15 protein-coding genes are annotated in these 15673 nt (G+C 56.5%); 11 read left to right on the top strand and 4 right to left on the bottom strand.

From position 1 onward, the window contains the following. Positions 1 to 315: 315 nt before the first annotated feature. Positions 316 to 984 (top strand): helix-turn-helix domain-containing protein, encoded by a 669-nt coding sequence (locus C5Y96_RS26455; RefSeq protein ID WP_105359658.1) that lies wholly within the window; start codon positions 316 to 318, stop codon positions 982 to 984. Between the two features lie 11 nt (positions 985 to 995). On the opposite strand, the gene C5Y96_RS26450 is transcribed toward C5Y96_RS26455, so the two are convergent. Then, on the bottom strand, positions 996 to 2027 hold the full coding sequence (locus tag C5Y96_RS26450) for a phosphotransferase enzyme family protein (protein ID WP_105359655.1): 1032 nt from the start codon (positions 2025 to 2027) through the stop codon (positions 996 to 998). Positions 2028 to 2278: 251 nt separating this feature from the next. Here C5Y96_RS26450 and C5Y96_RS26445 point away from each other — a divergent pair, with 251 nt between their 5' ends. Both C5Y96_RS26445 and C5Y96_RS26440 read left to right on the top strand, forming a co-directional pair. Continuing rightward, on the top strand, positions 2279 to 3223 hold the full coding sequence (locus tag C5Y96_RS26445; protein WP_105359649.1) for an acyl-CoA desaturase: 945 nt from the start codon (positions 2279 to 2281) through the stop codon (positions 3221 to 3223). A gap of 345 nt (positions 3224 to 3568) precedes the next feature. Beyond that, on the top strand, positions 3569 to 4180 hold the full coding sequence (locus tag C5Y96_RS26440; RefSeq protein WP_105359647.1) for a hypothetical protein: 612 nt from the start codon (positions 3569 to 3571) through the stop codon (positions 4178 to 4180). A gap of 70 nt (positions 4181 to 4250) precedes the next feature. On the opposite strand, the gene C5Y96_RS26435 is transcribed toward C5Y96_RS26440, so the two are convergent. Continuing rightward, positions 4251 to 4724 (bottom strand): hypothetical protein, encoded by a 474-nt coding sequence (locus tag C5Y96_RS26435; RefSeq protein ID WP_105359644.1) that lies wholly within the window; start codon positions 4722 to 4724, stop codon positions 4251 to 4253. A 137-nt stretch (positions 4725 to 4861) separates the two neighbouring features. Further along, complete coding sequence (locus C5Y96_RS26430; RefSeq protein WP_105359642.1) at positions 4862 to 5695, bottom strand: alpha/beta hydrolase; 834 nt, start codon at positions 5693 to 5695, stop codon at positions 4862 to 4864. 277 nt (positions 5696 to 5972) lie between these two features. On the opposite strand from C5Y96_RS26430, the gene C5Y96_RS26425 reads away from it, so the two are divergent. The 6 genes from C5Y96_RS26425 (at position 5973) to C5Y96_RS27550 (ending at position 10807) form a co-directional block, all read left to right on the top strand. After that, positions 5973 to 7943, top strand: a complete 1971-nt coding sequence (locus C5Y96_RS26425; protein WP_105359639.1) for a CASTOR/POLLUX-related putative ion channel — start codon at positions 5973 to 5975, stop codon at positions 7941 to 7943. A 180-nt stretch (positions 7944 to 8123) separates the two neighbouring features. After that, positions 8124 to 8600, top strand: coding sequence for a cupin domain-containing protein (locus C5Y96_RS26420; protein WP_105359637.1), 477 nt, complete (start codon positions 8124 to 8126; stop codon positions 8598 to 8600). Positions 8601 to 8657: 57 nt separating this feature from the next. Continuing rightward, positions 8658 to 8912 (top strand): hypothetical protein, encoded by a 255-nt coding sequence (locus C5Y96_RS26415; protein ID WP_105359635.1) that lies wholly within the window; start codon positions 8658 to 8660, stop codon positions 8910 to 8912. A 147-nt stretch (positions 8913 to 9059) separates the two neighbouring features. Continuing rightward, positions 9060 to 9824, top strand: a complete 765-nt coding sequence (locus tag C5Y96_RS26410; RefSeq protein WP_105359633.1) for a hypothetical protein — start codon at positions 9060 to 9062, stop codon at positions 9822 to 9824. 184 nt (positions 9825 to 10008) lie between these two features. Then, positions 10009 to 10485, top strand: a complete 477-nt coding sequence (locus C5Y96_RS26405) for a hypothetical protein (protein ID WP_105359630.1) — start codon at positions 10009 to 10011, stop codon at positions 10483 to 10485. Positions 10486 to 10654: 169 nt separating this feature from the next. Then, positions 10655 to 10807 carry a hypothetical protein gene (locus tag C5Y96_RS27550; RefSeq protein ID WP_158261440.1) on the top strand — a complete coding sequence of 51 codons (153 nt, stop codon included), beginning with the start codon at positions 10655 to 10657 and terminating at the stop codon, positions 10805 to 10807. A gap of 173 nt (positions 10808 to 10980) precedes the next feature. On the opposite strand, the gene C5Y96_RS26400 is transcribed toward C5Y96_RS27550, so the two are convergent. After that, positions 10981 to 11469, bottom strand: a complete 489-nt coding sequence (locus C5Y96_RS26400) for a DinB family protein (protein WP_105359628.1) — start codon at positions 11467 to 11469, stop codon at positions 10981 to 10983. 246 nt (positions 11470 to 11715) lie between these two features. On the opposite strand from C5Y96_RS26400, the gene truB reads away from it, so the two are divergent. Continuing rightward, positions 11716 to 12594 carry a tRNA pseudouridine(55) synthase TruB gene (gene truB, locus C5Y96_RS26395; protein WP_105359625.1) on the top strand — a complete coding sequence of 293 codons (879 nt, stop codon included), beginning with the start codon at positions 11716 to 11718 and terminating at the stop codon, positions 12592 to 12594. Positions 12595 to 12776: 182 nt separating this feature from the next. Then, on the top strand, positions 12777 to 15623 hold the full coding sequence (locus C5Y96_RS26390; protein ID WP_105359623.1) for a DNA translocase FtsK: 2847 nt from the start codon (positions 12777 to 12779) through the stop codon (positions 15621 to 15623). The last annotated feature ends 50 nt before the right edge of the window (positions 15624 to 15673 follow it).

The following is a 15673-nucleotide window of genomic DNA, read 5'->3' as shown; positions in this document are numbered from 1 at the left end:
GGCATGTCGTCCAAGTGCGAAAGTATAAATTGCTCCAATACTTCTCGTGTAATCACGGCCGAGCTTCTCTTGGCCAAGCGTGAGCCTCGCGCGTGCCAATCACGAAAATCTAACCGGCACGGAGTTGGCACGCTGGCTCTGGGAAATTAAGATTTCTGACGTCGGCTGGTGAGACATCGGTTCGCGAAGTAATGGGGCCTTGGCGGCCTTTGGGCATCGCGACTTAAGTCATTTGCGGCGTGCTTGTTGCGTGACGCAGCGCGGGGTTTACTGGTTCTCCGCACCAACTGGCGACCTCTCTGCTTGGGTTGTTGTATGGGATGGGCACTTCCCCCAACGCGTCGGTCGTATCCTGTCCGGGGCGAGTTTGTTAAGTTTCTTCGCGAGCGTCGGGGCTGGACGCAGGATGATTTCGCCAAGATCTGTGGCTACTCGGAACGCTTGATTCGCAAAGCTGAGGGCTCTGACAGTTTAAGCCCCGAAGCGATCGCTGACATGGCCGAAGCTCTTAGTAACGATGGGGCGCAGGTCTTTCCCGAGGATCTCGTTTCCGATCCTCTAGCGGCGGCCAAACTGTTTATCGAAAGCTATGACCTGCACGAACAGGCGATGCTCTCGCATTGCGGACATGTCCTGGCCGACGACGTTGTCCTGTGGTGTGCCGGTGCCGAGCAGGGGATTCCGTTTGCGGGTACGTTTCACGGACTGGCAGGCCTGCAAGAGTGGCTCGACCGTTTCTTTTCCATCATCAAACGCCCCGCCCGCGGCGTGATGAAGCCGACATATTCGCTCGCCGGAAATGAGGTGATCGCCAAGTACGAAGAGCCTACCTCCGTCAACGGTGTCCCTGGCGATCCTCTATGGATTGTGAATATCACCAAGTTCGAGCGGGGCAAAATCATCCGCATCGAAAACTATTTTGATACCTACACGGGGCAAAACGCGATGAACGCCCACGGCGGCCTGCCTGATTCCGATGGGTGAGCCGGGTGCCATCACACCTGGCTCAGATCGACTTCCAACTGGTGCCCGGTGAGCCATAGGTTTTCCAGCCATACCATGCTCTCGGCCACCGAGCAGGTCTCGCTTTGAATGGCCAATTGCCAGTGCTCGATCGCCGGGCGAACGATCACGTAATTCAGCGTGCTGTGGATCAGCACCATGTCGGCGACTGTTTCCAACTGGTCGTCGTCAACCGTGTACTCTTCGCGGTACCCTCGCACCAGCAGGCCCAGGCACTCGCCGGCTTTCTTCGGCGAAGCATCCGGCACGCTGATACTGGGGAAGTAGTACCGGGCAAACAGCAGCGTCGCGAAATCCATCGTTCGCCAACCATAGCACCCGAGGTCGAAGTCGATGATCTCGATGCGGCCGGCATCGACCAGAAAGTTGCCTGCGTGAATGTCGCGATGCACCAGACCGTAATGTCGCGGCTGCGTCGGCCGTTGGCGAATGGTCCTAATGAAGGTTCTCATTACATCGACCACGTCGGCGTTGTAGGCCGGCAGCAGCGGATTGGGGAAGTGCGTTTCCTCGACGTCGTACCACTGCTTGCGGTCTTTGTTAGAGGGCAGATGGAACTCGTCAGAGAGACGATGGATGCGGCCAATCTGCCGTCCCAGGTCCAGCAGCAACTGATCGTTCCACTCGTCGATTGAGTTTTTGTGCAGGTGTTTGCCAGGGAAACGCTCGAAGCAGGCCACATGCAACACGGCGTCGTCGTGCTCGATCGTTTCGAGCAGTTCGCCTCGTTTGGAAGGAATCGGATGGGTCACCATGCAGCCGTTTTTCCGCAGATGAGCCAGCCACAGTAGTTCAGCCCATAGCTCCGCATCGCTACGAACGGCCCCATCCGAGATCCGCACAATTACCGGTGCCCCTTCGTGGGTTTCGGTGCCATAGACGTGATTGATCCCATCACGAATCAGCGACGTCTTTTCGAGCACCAACCCCCAATGATCGACGCACTGGGCCAATGCATCGTGATAGGCAGACGAATCATCGACAGGCAAATGATTAGGGTCCACAGATCACTCCTGGCAGTCTGCTGGGTTGGCCGAGTTGGGGATGGCATTGATGATAAGCCAATGCCTGCGACGGGGGAAGGTTTTGGTGGGGGCCTGCGGTTTCTGGGTATCAACAACCCAACCAACCCGTTAAAATTCATCCAACGCTCGTCGTTCGATCTCCGTTTACATACCGTCGCGATCCGCACCACGGAAGTCTGGGTGGCGATTGCGGGGGAGGATCCCCTTTCTACCTTGGCATTGGAGTGCCCATGGCTACCGTATCGCGTGTGCCGCTGCGTCAGGAGAGACCGCCAGGGTCGGTTCCTTCGAAAATCTGGTGGCCTTATGTCATCGGGATTGGCGGGATGCATGTACTAGCGCTGTTGGCGCTTTGGCCCTGGCTATTTAGCTGGTCTGGCGTAGCTGCCGTGGTGATTGGGCATCACTTGTTCGGCATGCTGGGGATGACGGTCGGGTACCATCGTTTGCTGACGCATCGCAGCTTTCAGTGTCCGCGGTGGCTCGAACGTACGCTGGCTATCTTGGGGGTGTGTTGTCTGCAAGATACGCCGGCCCGCTGGGTGGCGACGCATCGGCTGCATCATCAGCACTCGGATCAAACACACGATCCGCATAGCCCGCTGGTCAATTTCCTGTGGGGGCAAATGGGCTGGCTAATGGTGAATAACCGTGATGTGAACCGTCTTTCGCACTTGGAAAAGTACGCCAAGGACTTGATGCGCGATCCGTTTTACATGTGGCTCGAACGCTCGCACCATGGGCTGCTGGTGGTCGCGGCCCATGTGGTGGCGATCTTTTGCTTGGGCGCAGGCATCGGTTGGCTGACTGGCGGACCAGGCGAGGTGCTGCGCATGGGACTGAGCCTGGTGGTATGGGGCGTCGCCGTGCGGACGGTCTTCGTGTGGCACGTGACGTGGGCGGTCAACTCACTGACGCACTTGTGGGGCTACCAAACGTATGCCACCAGCGATAACAGCCGCAACAATTGGTTGGTCGGCTTGCTGGCCCACGGCGAAGGGTGGCACAACAATCATCACGCTCTTCCGACGGCCGCGGCCCATGGGCGAAAGTGGTGGGAGTTCGATCTTTCGTACCGCGTGATTTGGACGCTGGAACGCTTGGGGCTGGCCTGGAATGTCTCGCGCCCCGATGCTCGTAGCGAGCGAATCCTGGCACCGGAAAGTGGCGGGTAACGAATCAGGCGAGAAGCTCTCATCGGACAGGTGAAATGCTCGACTGGCTTCTAACGTTCTGTTTTCTGGCTGTGTTTTTGAGCGTTGCGACGTGATCGTGGCTCGCATTTCGAAAAGCCAGTGACCTACGCTGGGGCGTGTCCATCTCGTGCTTTGCCTGCTTGCCGCGCTGGTGATTGTCGTGGGGCAAATCTTCTTTTCGTAGCAAAAGTGCTTGCTTCTTTCCGGCAAGTTGGCTGCACCCCCATTATTTGTGGCATAGGCTAGTAGTGGCCTGTGAGTTTCGCCTTCGGCTTGGGCGATCGGGCCGCTCTTTTCTGAAGCTTGTCATAACGGAGCCTGCCGATGGGTGCTATCCGTACGCTGATCGTCTGTAGCCTGGTATGGGTAGGGCTCTGCTCCTCTGTGCGAGCCGACGAAACGAGAACCTGGGTCGATACCAACGGCAACCAGGTACCCGGCGAACTGGTCGAGGTAACCGATGACGAGATGGTTGTACTGCGGGTTGGTGAAGAAGAAGTCTCGATTCCGCTCTTGGTATTCTCGGTACAGGATCGAACTTACCTCCACGAGCAGTTGCCAGATAAAGTCAAGAAACCCACGGAACAAGAGGTTCAGGCCGCGAAGAAGTCAACACAATCTAAGCCGAATAACAAGAAATCAAAGCAGCAGTTAACTGGGGCCGATCTCTACCAGCCGCCCCGCAAGAATCAAAACTATTACCTCGAGTATTATTGCAGCGTCTGCTACGGTGAACTTTCGTCGAAGTCCGGCGTAGGAACCGTCTGCCCTCACTGCGGCAGCTTGATCATGGGGGAGGAAGATGAACACGGCAACCTGGTACGTGGGAGCCGACCTCCCTGGTTCGCGAATATCCCGGTGCGTTTGATTGGTTTTTTGGTCTTCATGGTGGTCAGCACGGCCTGGAAGTTTCGTCGCTTCATCCCGGTGGGTTAGCGCATAAAAAAATCAGGCCTCTGGTGAAAGAAGCCTGATCCATTCCATGTTATTGGCTTGCAAGTAACTGCTACTTCGCTTCGGTCTTCTTGGCGTCAGCGACCGCGAAGCCCGCCTTTTCCCAGGCTTCTTCACCGAACAGTGTCGTCAGCTGTTCGTCCCCTTCTAGCCCTTCCGCTTTGCCCTTGCAGTTGTTGCAGCAAAACTTAATCGTCGCACCATTCACGGTCAGTTCGGTCTTCATCGGACCACCGGTGAAGGGGCAGTGTTCCTGCTTGGCTTGTTGGGTGGCGACCAGTTGCAGGTTGCCCTTGGCCATCACCGCTTTGTCTTTGGCTTCCAGCTTCTTGGCGAAACCCTTGGGGCAGTTGTCGCAACAAAAGAAGACTTTGCCACCTTTGTAATCAAGCGACTTTTCAGCCTTGGCAGCGGCCTTGGGATTCATGATGCACTTGACCCCTTCCAGGTTAATTTCAGCCGCGACCAGGGAAACGGTCGCCACTGCCAGAAGGGCCAAACCGGCGATTAGAAAACGAGCTTTCATCGGAAAGATCCTTTCGCAGGAGGGAGTAGAGCGCAGACAATGACTTCGTTAATTGCCCACATTATCAACTTTTGAGAAGAGCCTGGTCAAGAAAAACTGGGGGATTTAGCGGGAAAGTAGACCGTAGTTCGGATCTGTTACGAACCACTGAGACTGAGCTGGTTCTTTAAGAACTTCAGCATCGTGCCGTTGGTCTCCTTGTGATACTTACCCAGGTTGTGGTTCGTATCTTTCAGCACGATCACTTGGTGCGGGATCTCTTGTTCGTCGAGCACGGCTTTCAGTAGCTTGAACGCATCCGGCCGATCCTGGTCGCCGTTGATCGTCAACAGCGCGTAATTGTTCGCTTTCAGCTTGTCGCTGTTTTGCTTGGCGACGGTCAATAGCGGGCTTTCTTCGCCGCTCCCTCGAAATGACAATGCACCACCCCAACTGCCAGCTCCGCAGAAGAGGTCGGGGTGGTTGAGCGAGAGGTGCACCGAGCCGGCACCCCCCATCGAGAATCCGCAGATTGCCCTCCCCGATGCTTTAGTCTGAGTCGGATAGTCTTGGTCGACCAGGGGAATCAGTTCGTCGACGATCGTCTTCTCGACTTCGTCGCGGTACCCGCTCATGCCGCCGTTGGGAAAGACACAGATCGCCGCCGGGAACTTGCCACTGCGAATCGCGCCGGCAACTTGCGAGGCGAATCCGGCGGCGTCCGATTTTTCGCTTCCGCCAGCTCCGTGTAGGAAATACACCACCGGGTAGCGCGTCTGGCCGCTGGTATCCATATTCGGTGGTGTCCAAACGACGTAGCCGACTTCGTGGCCGAGCGACTTGCTTTCGAGCACCTTGTGTACCAGGCCAGGCATGTTGGGGATGTCAGGGTTTACCCACGTAACCTCGCGCCGCGGACGCTGGGCTGTGGCGATGGAAGTCATGCCGAAAGCAAGTAGCAAGGCAAATAACGAAAGCGAACGGATCGTCATCGTGGATCACCTGATTGGGAAGAGTGAGCGGGAAGAGAGACGGAGGTTGCACATCCAGCGTAACGAGAAAACGAATTAATCCTGACAAAAAACTTGACGGGATCAATAAGTGAGTCGGTGAATCTTCTAAATCCTATCTGAAAACTGTTGGTTTTCACTCCGTCGGTACGTTATAAGATTGCCAGCCTCCGAAGTGTTGGTTCCTACGCCACGGCGGCCTATCCTGCTCGCCCCCTTTTCATGCCTTGTCTCTGACCTTCAATTCTCAGGAGTCAACGTGAAACCAGTTACTTTGCGACAGCGGCTGCGATACCAATTCGATACGTTCATCTCCAAAGGAGGTGGCTCGATCTTTGTGAGCCTGGTGGTGGTGTTCCTGGTGCTGTTTGCCGTGCTCGCCGGCCTACGCGGCCTGAGCATGTTGATCGAACCGACCGGCGTTTCGCACGAGACCCACAACTCGTTTCTTGGCCAGGTCTACATCATCTTTCTGGAGTTGACCGACCCCGGCAACATGAACCAAGACAAGTTCTCTTCGCCGCTGGTCAAGGTCTCTGGCGTGCTGGCCGGGCTGGCCGGCGTGATCATTCTGTCGATGCTGATCGCGTTCATCACGACAGCGCTCGATCAGAAACTGGCCGAACTCCGCAAAGGCTTCTCGCGCGTGATCGAAGAGGACCACACGCTGATTCTCGGTTGGAATCATCGCGTGCCAGAGATCATTCGCGAGCTGGTGATTGCCAACGAAAGTAAACGCGACGCCTGCGTGGTGATCCTGGCCGATGTTCCTAAGGAAGAGATGGATGACTTCTTAAGCATCAACGTCACCAATCGCTGCACGACACGTATCGTGACCCGCAGCGGGAAGCCCTCGGCGAAGTTGAACCTGGAAATGGTTTCGCTACCGACCAGCAAGAGCGTGGTGGTGCTGGCCTCGTGCCCGGAAGCGGCGAACGATGCGGAAAAAGCGGCCAGCGATATTCGCACGATCAAAACGATTCTCGGCGTGATGGCCTCGCGCGAGGAAGGGGAAGAGGGAGAACTCAATATCGTCGCCGAACTCTTCTTCGAACGCAGCCGCACTATTGCCCAGGACATCTCGCCGGAGGTCACGGCGATCGACGGGCAAGAGATTTTGGCGAAGCTGCTGGTGCAGACGAGCCGTTCGCTGGGGCTCAGCGTGGTGTATGCCGAGATGCTTTCGTTCGATGGGTGCGAGCTTTACTTTCATCAGGCAGCGTGGAACGGCATCACCTTTGGCGAGGTGCTGTATCACTTCCCTGATGGGGTGCCGATTGGACTGCGACATGCCGACGGAACGGTGGTCATCAATCCCGAGGCCGACCTGAAGCTGGCCGATGGCGATGATATTTTGATTCTGGCCGAAGACGATTCGACGATCGACTTTGTGAAAGACGCCGTCGCCAAGCCCAAGGGATTGAAATTGGTCGAAGGCAAGAAGAGCGAGCAGTCGGTCGAGCGGGAACTGCTCATCGGCTGGAACGAAAAGCTGCCGCTGATTGTTCGCGAATACGCTGACTACGTCCAGGCGGGCTCGCAAATCGATATCATGCTACGGGAAGCGACCGATGCGATTCGCAAGACCGTAGAGCAACTGGATGCCGAGCTCGACAACTTAACCATTCGCCTGATCGACGGGAACCCAACCGACATCCCGACGCTGACCGCCATCGAGCCGTTTCATTACGACAACATTATCATCCTCAGTTCAGGCGACGTCGAAGCCGATTCGGAAACGTCTGACTCGGAGACGATCGTCATCCTGATTCTGCTGCGGAAGATCTTCTCGGAAGCTGGGGACGGCATCGACACGACCAAGACCAAGATCATCACCGAGGTGATGGACTCTGACAATCAAGAGCTGGTCGCCAGGGCAGGGGTGCACGACTTCATCATCTCGAACCGCTTCGTCAGCACGATCCTGGCCCAGATCAGCGAAGAGGCCAGCATCAAAGCGGTGTACGACGACTTGTTCTCAGAGGATGGATCAGAGATCTACCTGAAGCCAGCCCGTCTGTACTTCGATTCGTTCCCCGTCGAGGTGACCTTCGCCGACATGATGGACATCGCCCAGCAGCGTCAAGAGGTATGCATCGGCGTGAAAGTACAGGCCCTGGAAACCAACATGAACCAGAACTTCGGCGTGAAACTGATCCCCGAGAAGAACACGAAGTGGACGCTGAATGCAGAAGACCGGTTGGTGGTGGTTTCGGAGGATGAGACTTAGTGGATGACGCGCAGACGGTAGGCTAAGCCGAGACCCAGCAGAATTAACCCGGCAGTTTGTAGGCTTTTGGGGGGAATGGTCCTGAGTTATTCTTGCTGCTCGTTTGCCGATACGACTTTAATTGCGGATTGTTAAAGCTGGGTTGCGACCCAGCCTAACAGAAAGCGAAGGACCCACAGCATGATGCACCCCGCTACGATTCGCCCTGCCACCGAAGGTACTCGCGTGGCGGTTGTGGGTGATCTTTACCGCTACCTGGCCACCGGCGACGAGACCGACGGCAAGTATGCGATGATGGACGCGTTGATTCCGCCTGGGGGCGGGCCTCCGCCCCATGTGCATCAGCGGGAAGAAGAGGCGTTCTTCGTGCTGGAAGGGGAGATCACCTTTCGCCTGGATGGCCAGCCGATCGTCGTCGGCCCTGGTACCTTCTTGAACATGCCGATCGGCAGCGTGCATAGCTTTAAGAACGAAAGCGACCAGCCTGCCAGAATGCTGATCACAGTCGCCCCGGCCGGATTGGAGAAGATGTTCCTGGAAGTAGGCAAAGTGCTGACCAGCCCCGACGAGCAGCCGCAACCACCGACTGAGCAGGAGATTCATAAGCTGCTGGAAGTGGCACCGATGTATGGGGTGGAGATTCGATTGCCGCACTGATTGGGTTTGACGTTGTCGTCTGCTTAGTACAGCCGATCTTGCCGCAGGACGAGTGACATGAAACTCGAACGATTGATCCGAGGCTACGACAAGCACACAGAAGATGTCGTGTGCGAGTATCCATTAGAGTGCGTTCCACTCCAAGAGATGGCGGCGATTTATCCTACGGAGAACGATCCCTGGATGTATGATTGCTATCCGATCAACGACGATTCCGAACGCCTGCTACGAGTGCACAATGACTTTCCAGACCTAGAGAAAGATACGACCGATTTTTTTATCGAATGCGAGGCAAGTTTTCCGGTAGATTGATGATTTGGCGGCGCAGCCTTGGTTGCAGGCTCGTCACTTCACACTGCCAATGAAGGCCGTGCCACACGTGTGACATCGGAACGAGAGAAAGCCTTTTAACTGCACGGCGGAAACTTCATGCATTGAAGCTTGCGGAAGGAGCTCTCGATGGGTACGTGGGGAACGGCGGTTGAAGCGGACGATACGTTTCAAGACGCGGCAGGGTTGTTCGACCATCATGTGAAGCGGCAACAATCGGTCGAAGTGGCCACTTCGGCGGTGCTCGATTCGTATGCCGAGCAGCTCGACGACGTCGACGAAGGGGCAGCGATTCTGTTTGCGATCGTCGACCGGCAGTGGACCTTCGGCAAGGTCAATCCGGAACTGCTCTCGCGCATCAGCGCTGACGGTTTTGGTTTAGAGAACTGGCAGGATGCTTCGAAAGCCGATCTGAAGAAGCGACAGCAGGACGTGAAGAAATTCATCGAGCGCGTTTCCGCGGATAACCCAGCGCCCAAGAAGATCCCCAAGATCGTACGGCGCAAGCCCAAGTTCACTGCAGGCGATTGTCTGGCATACGAACTTCCCGATGGGCGATTCACCGCGGCTTATGTACTGGCGACCAACGACACCGACCCAGAGCATGGGCGCGACCTGGTGGTGGTGGTCGACTACCTGGGCAGCGAGCCCCCAGGGATGAAACCATTCGAGGATCGCCAGTGGCTTTATCTGCATCATGGCAGTTGGAATGGCCAATTGGACTGCTCGTGGTATGGGCCGGAAGGGTTTCGCAAGGTCGCCAAACGGATCTCGGTGGTGGGCAAACTGACGGTGCGAGAGGAAGACCCGAAGACGGTCAACAGCTTCAAATGCTGGGAGGGACTGGCTTATCAGGTGCTGTATATCGAACGGCTTAATAAAGAAGGGGCCTGACAGGCCAGCCTGTGATAGGGGAGGTTAGAACCGCGCCAATAATATTTCTACGGGTTTGACAGTAATTGTTTTGCCAAACCTGGGTATCGTTTGCACCGACAGAGTACGCTGGCAGCAGTCCAGTCGATTTCCCCCTTTCCTTTAGCGTACAAAAGTGGTGCTTTTCATGACGATTTAACGAAGTATGGTGACCTGTCTGGCGATCGTTTCTCTTATTCTATGTGTATCGCTGGCGATCGCTCGTGGGCCGAACAAGCAAGGTGGTCCGCAGCGCGGAGCAGGGGACGCGGCCAATGGTAACCCTCAGATAGCCGCCGGTGCTGCCAACGGGAATGCCCAGCAAGCCAACGGCATGGGGGGAAACATGCGCGGGCAGCAGCAGAACATGCCCACCATCGAACAACTCGCCCTGGCACTGCTGACCCAGTTCGATGCCGACGGAAGTAATACGTTGGATCAAGTGGAACTGCAGGCCGCATTGGCCGGTCTGAAGCAGATGATGATGCAGAACCAGGCTGCTGGCGGCGGGCAACAACTGCAACTGATGGACGCGATGATGCCGCAGAATCAGAACGCGATGCCGGCCGGTGGACGTGGTCCCATGGGGGCTGGTGCTGGTCGCGGAGGCCCAGTCGGGCAGGCAGCGCGTGGTGGTCGCTAGGCTTCTGCGTGCGCAAGAAAACAGGCCGGGTTGAACCCCAGCCTGAAAAGCAATATGAGTTCGACTTCGGTCACTTGCTCTTCAAATCGAAGTCGAACGTGGTCGTGCGGCCCTCGGTGTCACCGGTCGGCTCTAAATTGACTTCGAGACCTGATAAGCGGGCGTCCTCATGCGCGTCGAAAACGCTGGCATGGGAAGAAAGAACTTTCAAGGGTATCTCACCAGCATTACCTCGCAGCGCGAGTTGGTTCTGGCCCGCTGCGATGGCGAAGGGATCGCTCCACTGGCAAAAACCCCAATGGCTGACGCCGACGGTAAATAGTGTGACCTGCGCGTGACGGCGAAGGGTAGCCAACTGGTGATCTATCTAGGCGATATGAAGAGCCCGAGGTCGAAATTGAAGACAGCACTTACACCAACGAAAAACTGGGGGTGCGTGGTGAAGACGCACGTGTCGAGTTTCGCCAGATTTCGGTGCAGCCGCTTTCTCCGTAATTAAAATAGGGGAGCAAAGCCTGCTTCGCGTCGGCAACTGGAAAGCTGTGCCAAATGAAAACCGAAGTGATTGGTTAAGAGCAGCGTAATGGCATCGCCGATGGTCTTGATCGGCGTGCCGTCGAACAGGTCTATGCCGTGCGGCTGGGAAAGAAGCTCCGGTGTGGCACTTTCCAGGGCATACTTCTGAAGCTGCGTATAGGCCTCGGTGACAGCACCGATCAGAGCTTGCTTTGTGAGGCCAGTGTCGGGAGAGACTTCGCCAGAACTGCCGGGGGCAAATAGAGGCATCCATTCGGGATGCTTGATAGATCCGCCAAAAAACTGATGCCCCATCTCGCCAGTGAGTGCCAGATGCCCCATTACCCATACCGGCGAATGTTGATGCCCTGCTGCTGGCTGGTAAAGGGCCGCGTCGGGAATATCCGCTGCGATCTTCTGAAAACCGGCGAGTTGAAACTGATTGATAGCAACAGCACTGGTCAGCATGGGTGGTCTCCGCGAGTTGTGGGATGTTGTCAGGCTGAGCGCGCAGCCCTGCCGCAGGGTGTTGGGATGAAAGCCGTGGTTTGTCGGTTACAAAAAATTCATTTGTCTATCATGCAGCGGAAGGAAAAGTCGGTGAACTGGTGTCGTTACGAGTTAGCTACCTTACCGATCGAGAACATTTCAATAAGCTAGGGGGAGAGAAATTAAACGGTACGCAAAGAGTTAGACGGATCGAACATCAGCCCCATGCACGGAATTCTGAATATCAACAAGCCAGCCGGCAAGACCTCGCGCGATGTGGTGAACATCATCCAGCGGTTGGTACGCCCGGCGAAGACAGGGCACGCTGGTACGCTCGATCCGCTGGCCACCGGCGTGCTGGTTTGCCCCGTGGGGCACGGCACGAAGCTGATCGAGTACGTCCAGCGAATGCCAAAGACGTACGAGGCGTGTTTTCTACTGGGACGGCACAGCGATACGGAAGATATCGAAGGGGAAGTCCAACTGCTTGCCGATCCGCCGCAGCCAACGCTCGACGAGATTGAAGCCGTGCTGCCCAGCTACCTGGGCGCGATCCAGCAAGTGCCACCGGCGTACTCGGCGCTGAAGGTCGCCGGCCAGCGCGCGTACGACCTGGCTCGCCAAGGGAAGGAAGTGGAACTGGCCAGCCGCTTGATCGAAGTCTATTCGATCGAGATCTTGGCGTACGACTATCCTGAGCTGCGCATGCGGATTGAGTGCGGCAGCGGAACGTATATTCGTTCGCTCGGACGCGACATCGCGCGTGACCTGGGGACGGAAGCTGTTATGTCCGAGCTGGTACGCACCGCGATCGGCTGCTTTCGGATCGAGGACGCGATTCATCCTGACGATCAGCTTAGCCGCGGAACGATCGTCGCCGCGCTGCAACCGACGTCGCTGGCCGCCACGCAGCTTCCTCAGGTAACGGTTGATCACGAGGAGATCGTACGACTGGCTCAGGGGAAGGTGATCGAGCCGGCGGTGCCTGATTCGGCGGAAGAAGTAGCTGCGATGACGACCGCAGGCGAGCTGGTCGCAGTGCTGGTTCCCGGCAAAGAAGGGGGATGGCGAACGACTCGGAACTTCGCCAACGACTACCTGTAACGATTCTAGCGAATCTTCGGCGGCTGTCGGATCTGCGAGTTAGCGAATCGCGCTTACGGACATAAAACGAACTGCGGCTTCATCGCTAGCAGTGCCGAAGGAGGAAAGTGGAGCGCTGTAACTCCAAGTGCGAACTTGGGTCAGCCGCTGTCGTTCTCTCCCCAGACTTCCCGGCACCGTGCATGTTCGAAGAACGAAGTATCCAGCGAGATCTGATCGCCATTGGATTGTCCGCGTTGACAATCTTCCTGGCGTTGTCGCTGCTGTCGTATCGGGCAGATGATGCCATCGGCGAACTGCCGGCTCCATTCTCTGCGTTCTATCAGCCAGATCAGGTTGCCTACCCTCAGCCGCACCATGTTCATAACTTGTGTGGTGGTGTCGGGGCGTTGGCCGCGGACTTTCTGCTGGTCAACTTGGGCATTGGGGCCTACTTTGCGGTGGTCAGCATGGCTGCGTTCGATGTCATTCTATTGATGCGAAAAGAAATCAGCTCGCCAGCGGCGCGGCTGATCGGCTGGTTGATGACCCTCACTGGTATCACCACCCTGGTCACGATTGTCGCCCCAGGTGCTTCGCCAGGGCCGATCAGCAGTTCCGGCGGACGTCTGGGACTGATCGGTCAGCAGTTTCTAAGCGAACACTTCGCCACGACCGGTGCCGTCATACTGTGTCTGGCCGTGACCGCCTGTGGTGTGCTGCTGTGCACCGAATACGAACTGGTTCGCCTGACTGTATGGAGCTTCCTGAAGGCCAAGGAAAAGACCCAAGCCGGTGCGGCTGCCTGGAAGACGCGTCGCGAGCGTCTGAAGGAAGAACGCAAGGCGAAGCTGTTGGCCGAGTTCGGCCTGGATGGTGAAGAAGCCGAGTGCGAATACGAAGAAGAAGCCGAATTCGACGAAAAGGGGGTCCGAATCAAGATTGGCGGACGCCAGATCAAGACCGACGTTGAGAAAGAGATTCCGTTCGAAGACGGCGAAGAAGTCTTCGAGGAAGAAGCTGCCGGCGACGAGGAGGTCGAAGAAGAAGAGGAATACGAAGAGGAAGAAGAGATCGACGAAGAAGTCGAAGAGGAACTGGAAGAAGAGGAAGTCGAAGAAGAAGTCCCTATCACGCGCATTGACAAGGCCCAGGAATCTTCGCTGGCGGTGAAGAACCGAAATAGCAAAAAACAGCAGCACGACGATGCTCGCAAGAATGTGATGAGCGAGCTCGACAGTGCTGCCAATGGCCGCGCGAACCCCAAAAATTACGAGCTTCCACCGATCGAACTGTTGATCGAGAGCGATGACTTCTCGTTCGAAGAGCAGGAACGCGAAGTTCGCCAGAAGGCCAAGATACTCGAAAAGACGTTCCTTAACTTCGGCTTCAATGTGAAGGTGGTCGAAATTGAAACAGGCCCCGTGATCGCACAGTACGAAGTGGAGCTGGAAGCAGGTCTACGTCTGTCGAAGATCACCGGCCTGGCCGACGACCTTGCAATTGCACTGCGGGTACCTAGCGTGCGTATCGTGGCCCCGATCCCAGGTAAGAACACTGTTGGTATCGAAGTGCCTAATGAAGAACGCCAGATGGTTCGTCTGCGCGAAGTGATGGAAGAAGCGAGCGGCCGTATCAACAAGATGAAGGTGCCGATCTTCCTGGGTAAGGACGTTTCGGGCAACTCGCTGGCGGTCGACCTGGCGTCGCTGCCTCACCTTCTGATCGCCGGTCGTACGGGTACCGGTAAGTCGGTCTGTTTGAACGCGCTGATCACGTCCATTCTGATGACGCGTCGCCCCGATGAAGTGCGGATGCTGATGATCGACCCGAAGATGGTCGAACTTTCCTGCTATCGCACGTTGCCGCACCTGATGCACCCGGTGGTGACCGATATGAAGAAGGCCGAAGCCATTCTGGCTTGGGCAGTCGAGAAGATGGAAGAGCGTTACCAACTGCTGGCCCAGGTGGGCGTGCGTCACTTGAGTGCGTTCAACGCGCTGGGTGAAGAAGAGATCTGGGATCGCATGGGCTGTGAAGACGAAGGAGAACGAAACAACGTCGCGACCAACCTGCCGTACATCGTGATCGTGGCGGACGAAATCGCGGACATGATGATGACGGCCGGGAAAGAGGTCGAGCAGCACATCATTCGTCTGGCTCAGAAGTCGCGTGCGGTCGGTATCCACTTGATTCTCGCCACGCAGAAGCCAACGGTCGACGTTATTACCGGTTTGATCAAGTCGAACTTGCCGGCACGTATCTCGTTCCAGGTAGCCAGCCGTACCGACAGCCGCGTGGTGCTCGATGAAATGGGTGCTGACAAGCTGCTGGGTAACGGTGACATGCTGTTTCTCTGGCCAGGCACCTCGACGCTGATGCGTGGTCAAGGTACGTACCTGTCTGACGAAGAAATCAACCGCGTCGTCGAGTTCGTCAGCACCGGCGAACAAGACTTCGTGAAGGAACTGGTACAGCTGAAGGTCGAAGACGGCGCGACCGCCGACCCAGCCAAGATGAAGAAGCGTGACGACTTGTACGAACAAGCCGTCGACGTGATCGTCGCTGAACAGCGTGGCAGTGTATCGCTGCTGCAGCGCGCACTAGGCGTGGGCTACGGACGTGGTGCCCGGTTGATCGACTTCATGGCCGAAGACGGTATCGTCGGTCCGTACAACGGTTCGCAGGCCCGCGAGGTGATCATCACGCCAGAAGAATGGGAGCTGATGAAATCAGGCCAGTCGACCGGTGGCGGTATCGCTGAAGAGATCAAAGAAGAAGCCCCTGCACCGAAGGCGAAACGCTCGAACAAGATCCGCCCTCACGTCATCGAAGATGAAGAGGAAGAGGAAGAAGTCGACGAAGAGGCCGAGTACGAAGAATACGAGGAAGGCGAAGAAGAAGCCGAATACGAAGAAGAGGAAGAAGCGGAGTACGAAGAGGAAGAGTACGAAGAAGAGGACGCCGAGTACGAGGAAGAAGAGGACGAAGAGGAGTACGAGGAAGAAGACGACGAAGAAGAAGGCAAGTACTACGAAGAGAGTGCCTAGTCGTCCCTCAAGAAATAGAAAAGGCTACCGAGGTTGTCCCTTCGGTAGCC

Source organism: Blastopirellula marina, assembly GCF_002967715.1.
Lineage (GTDB): Bacteria > Planctomycetota > Planctomycetia > Pirellulales > Pirellulaceae > Bremerella > Bremerella marina_B.
Note: the sequence above shows the minus strand (reverse complement) of the source record. Positions and strands in the feature narration are given on the sequence as shown.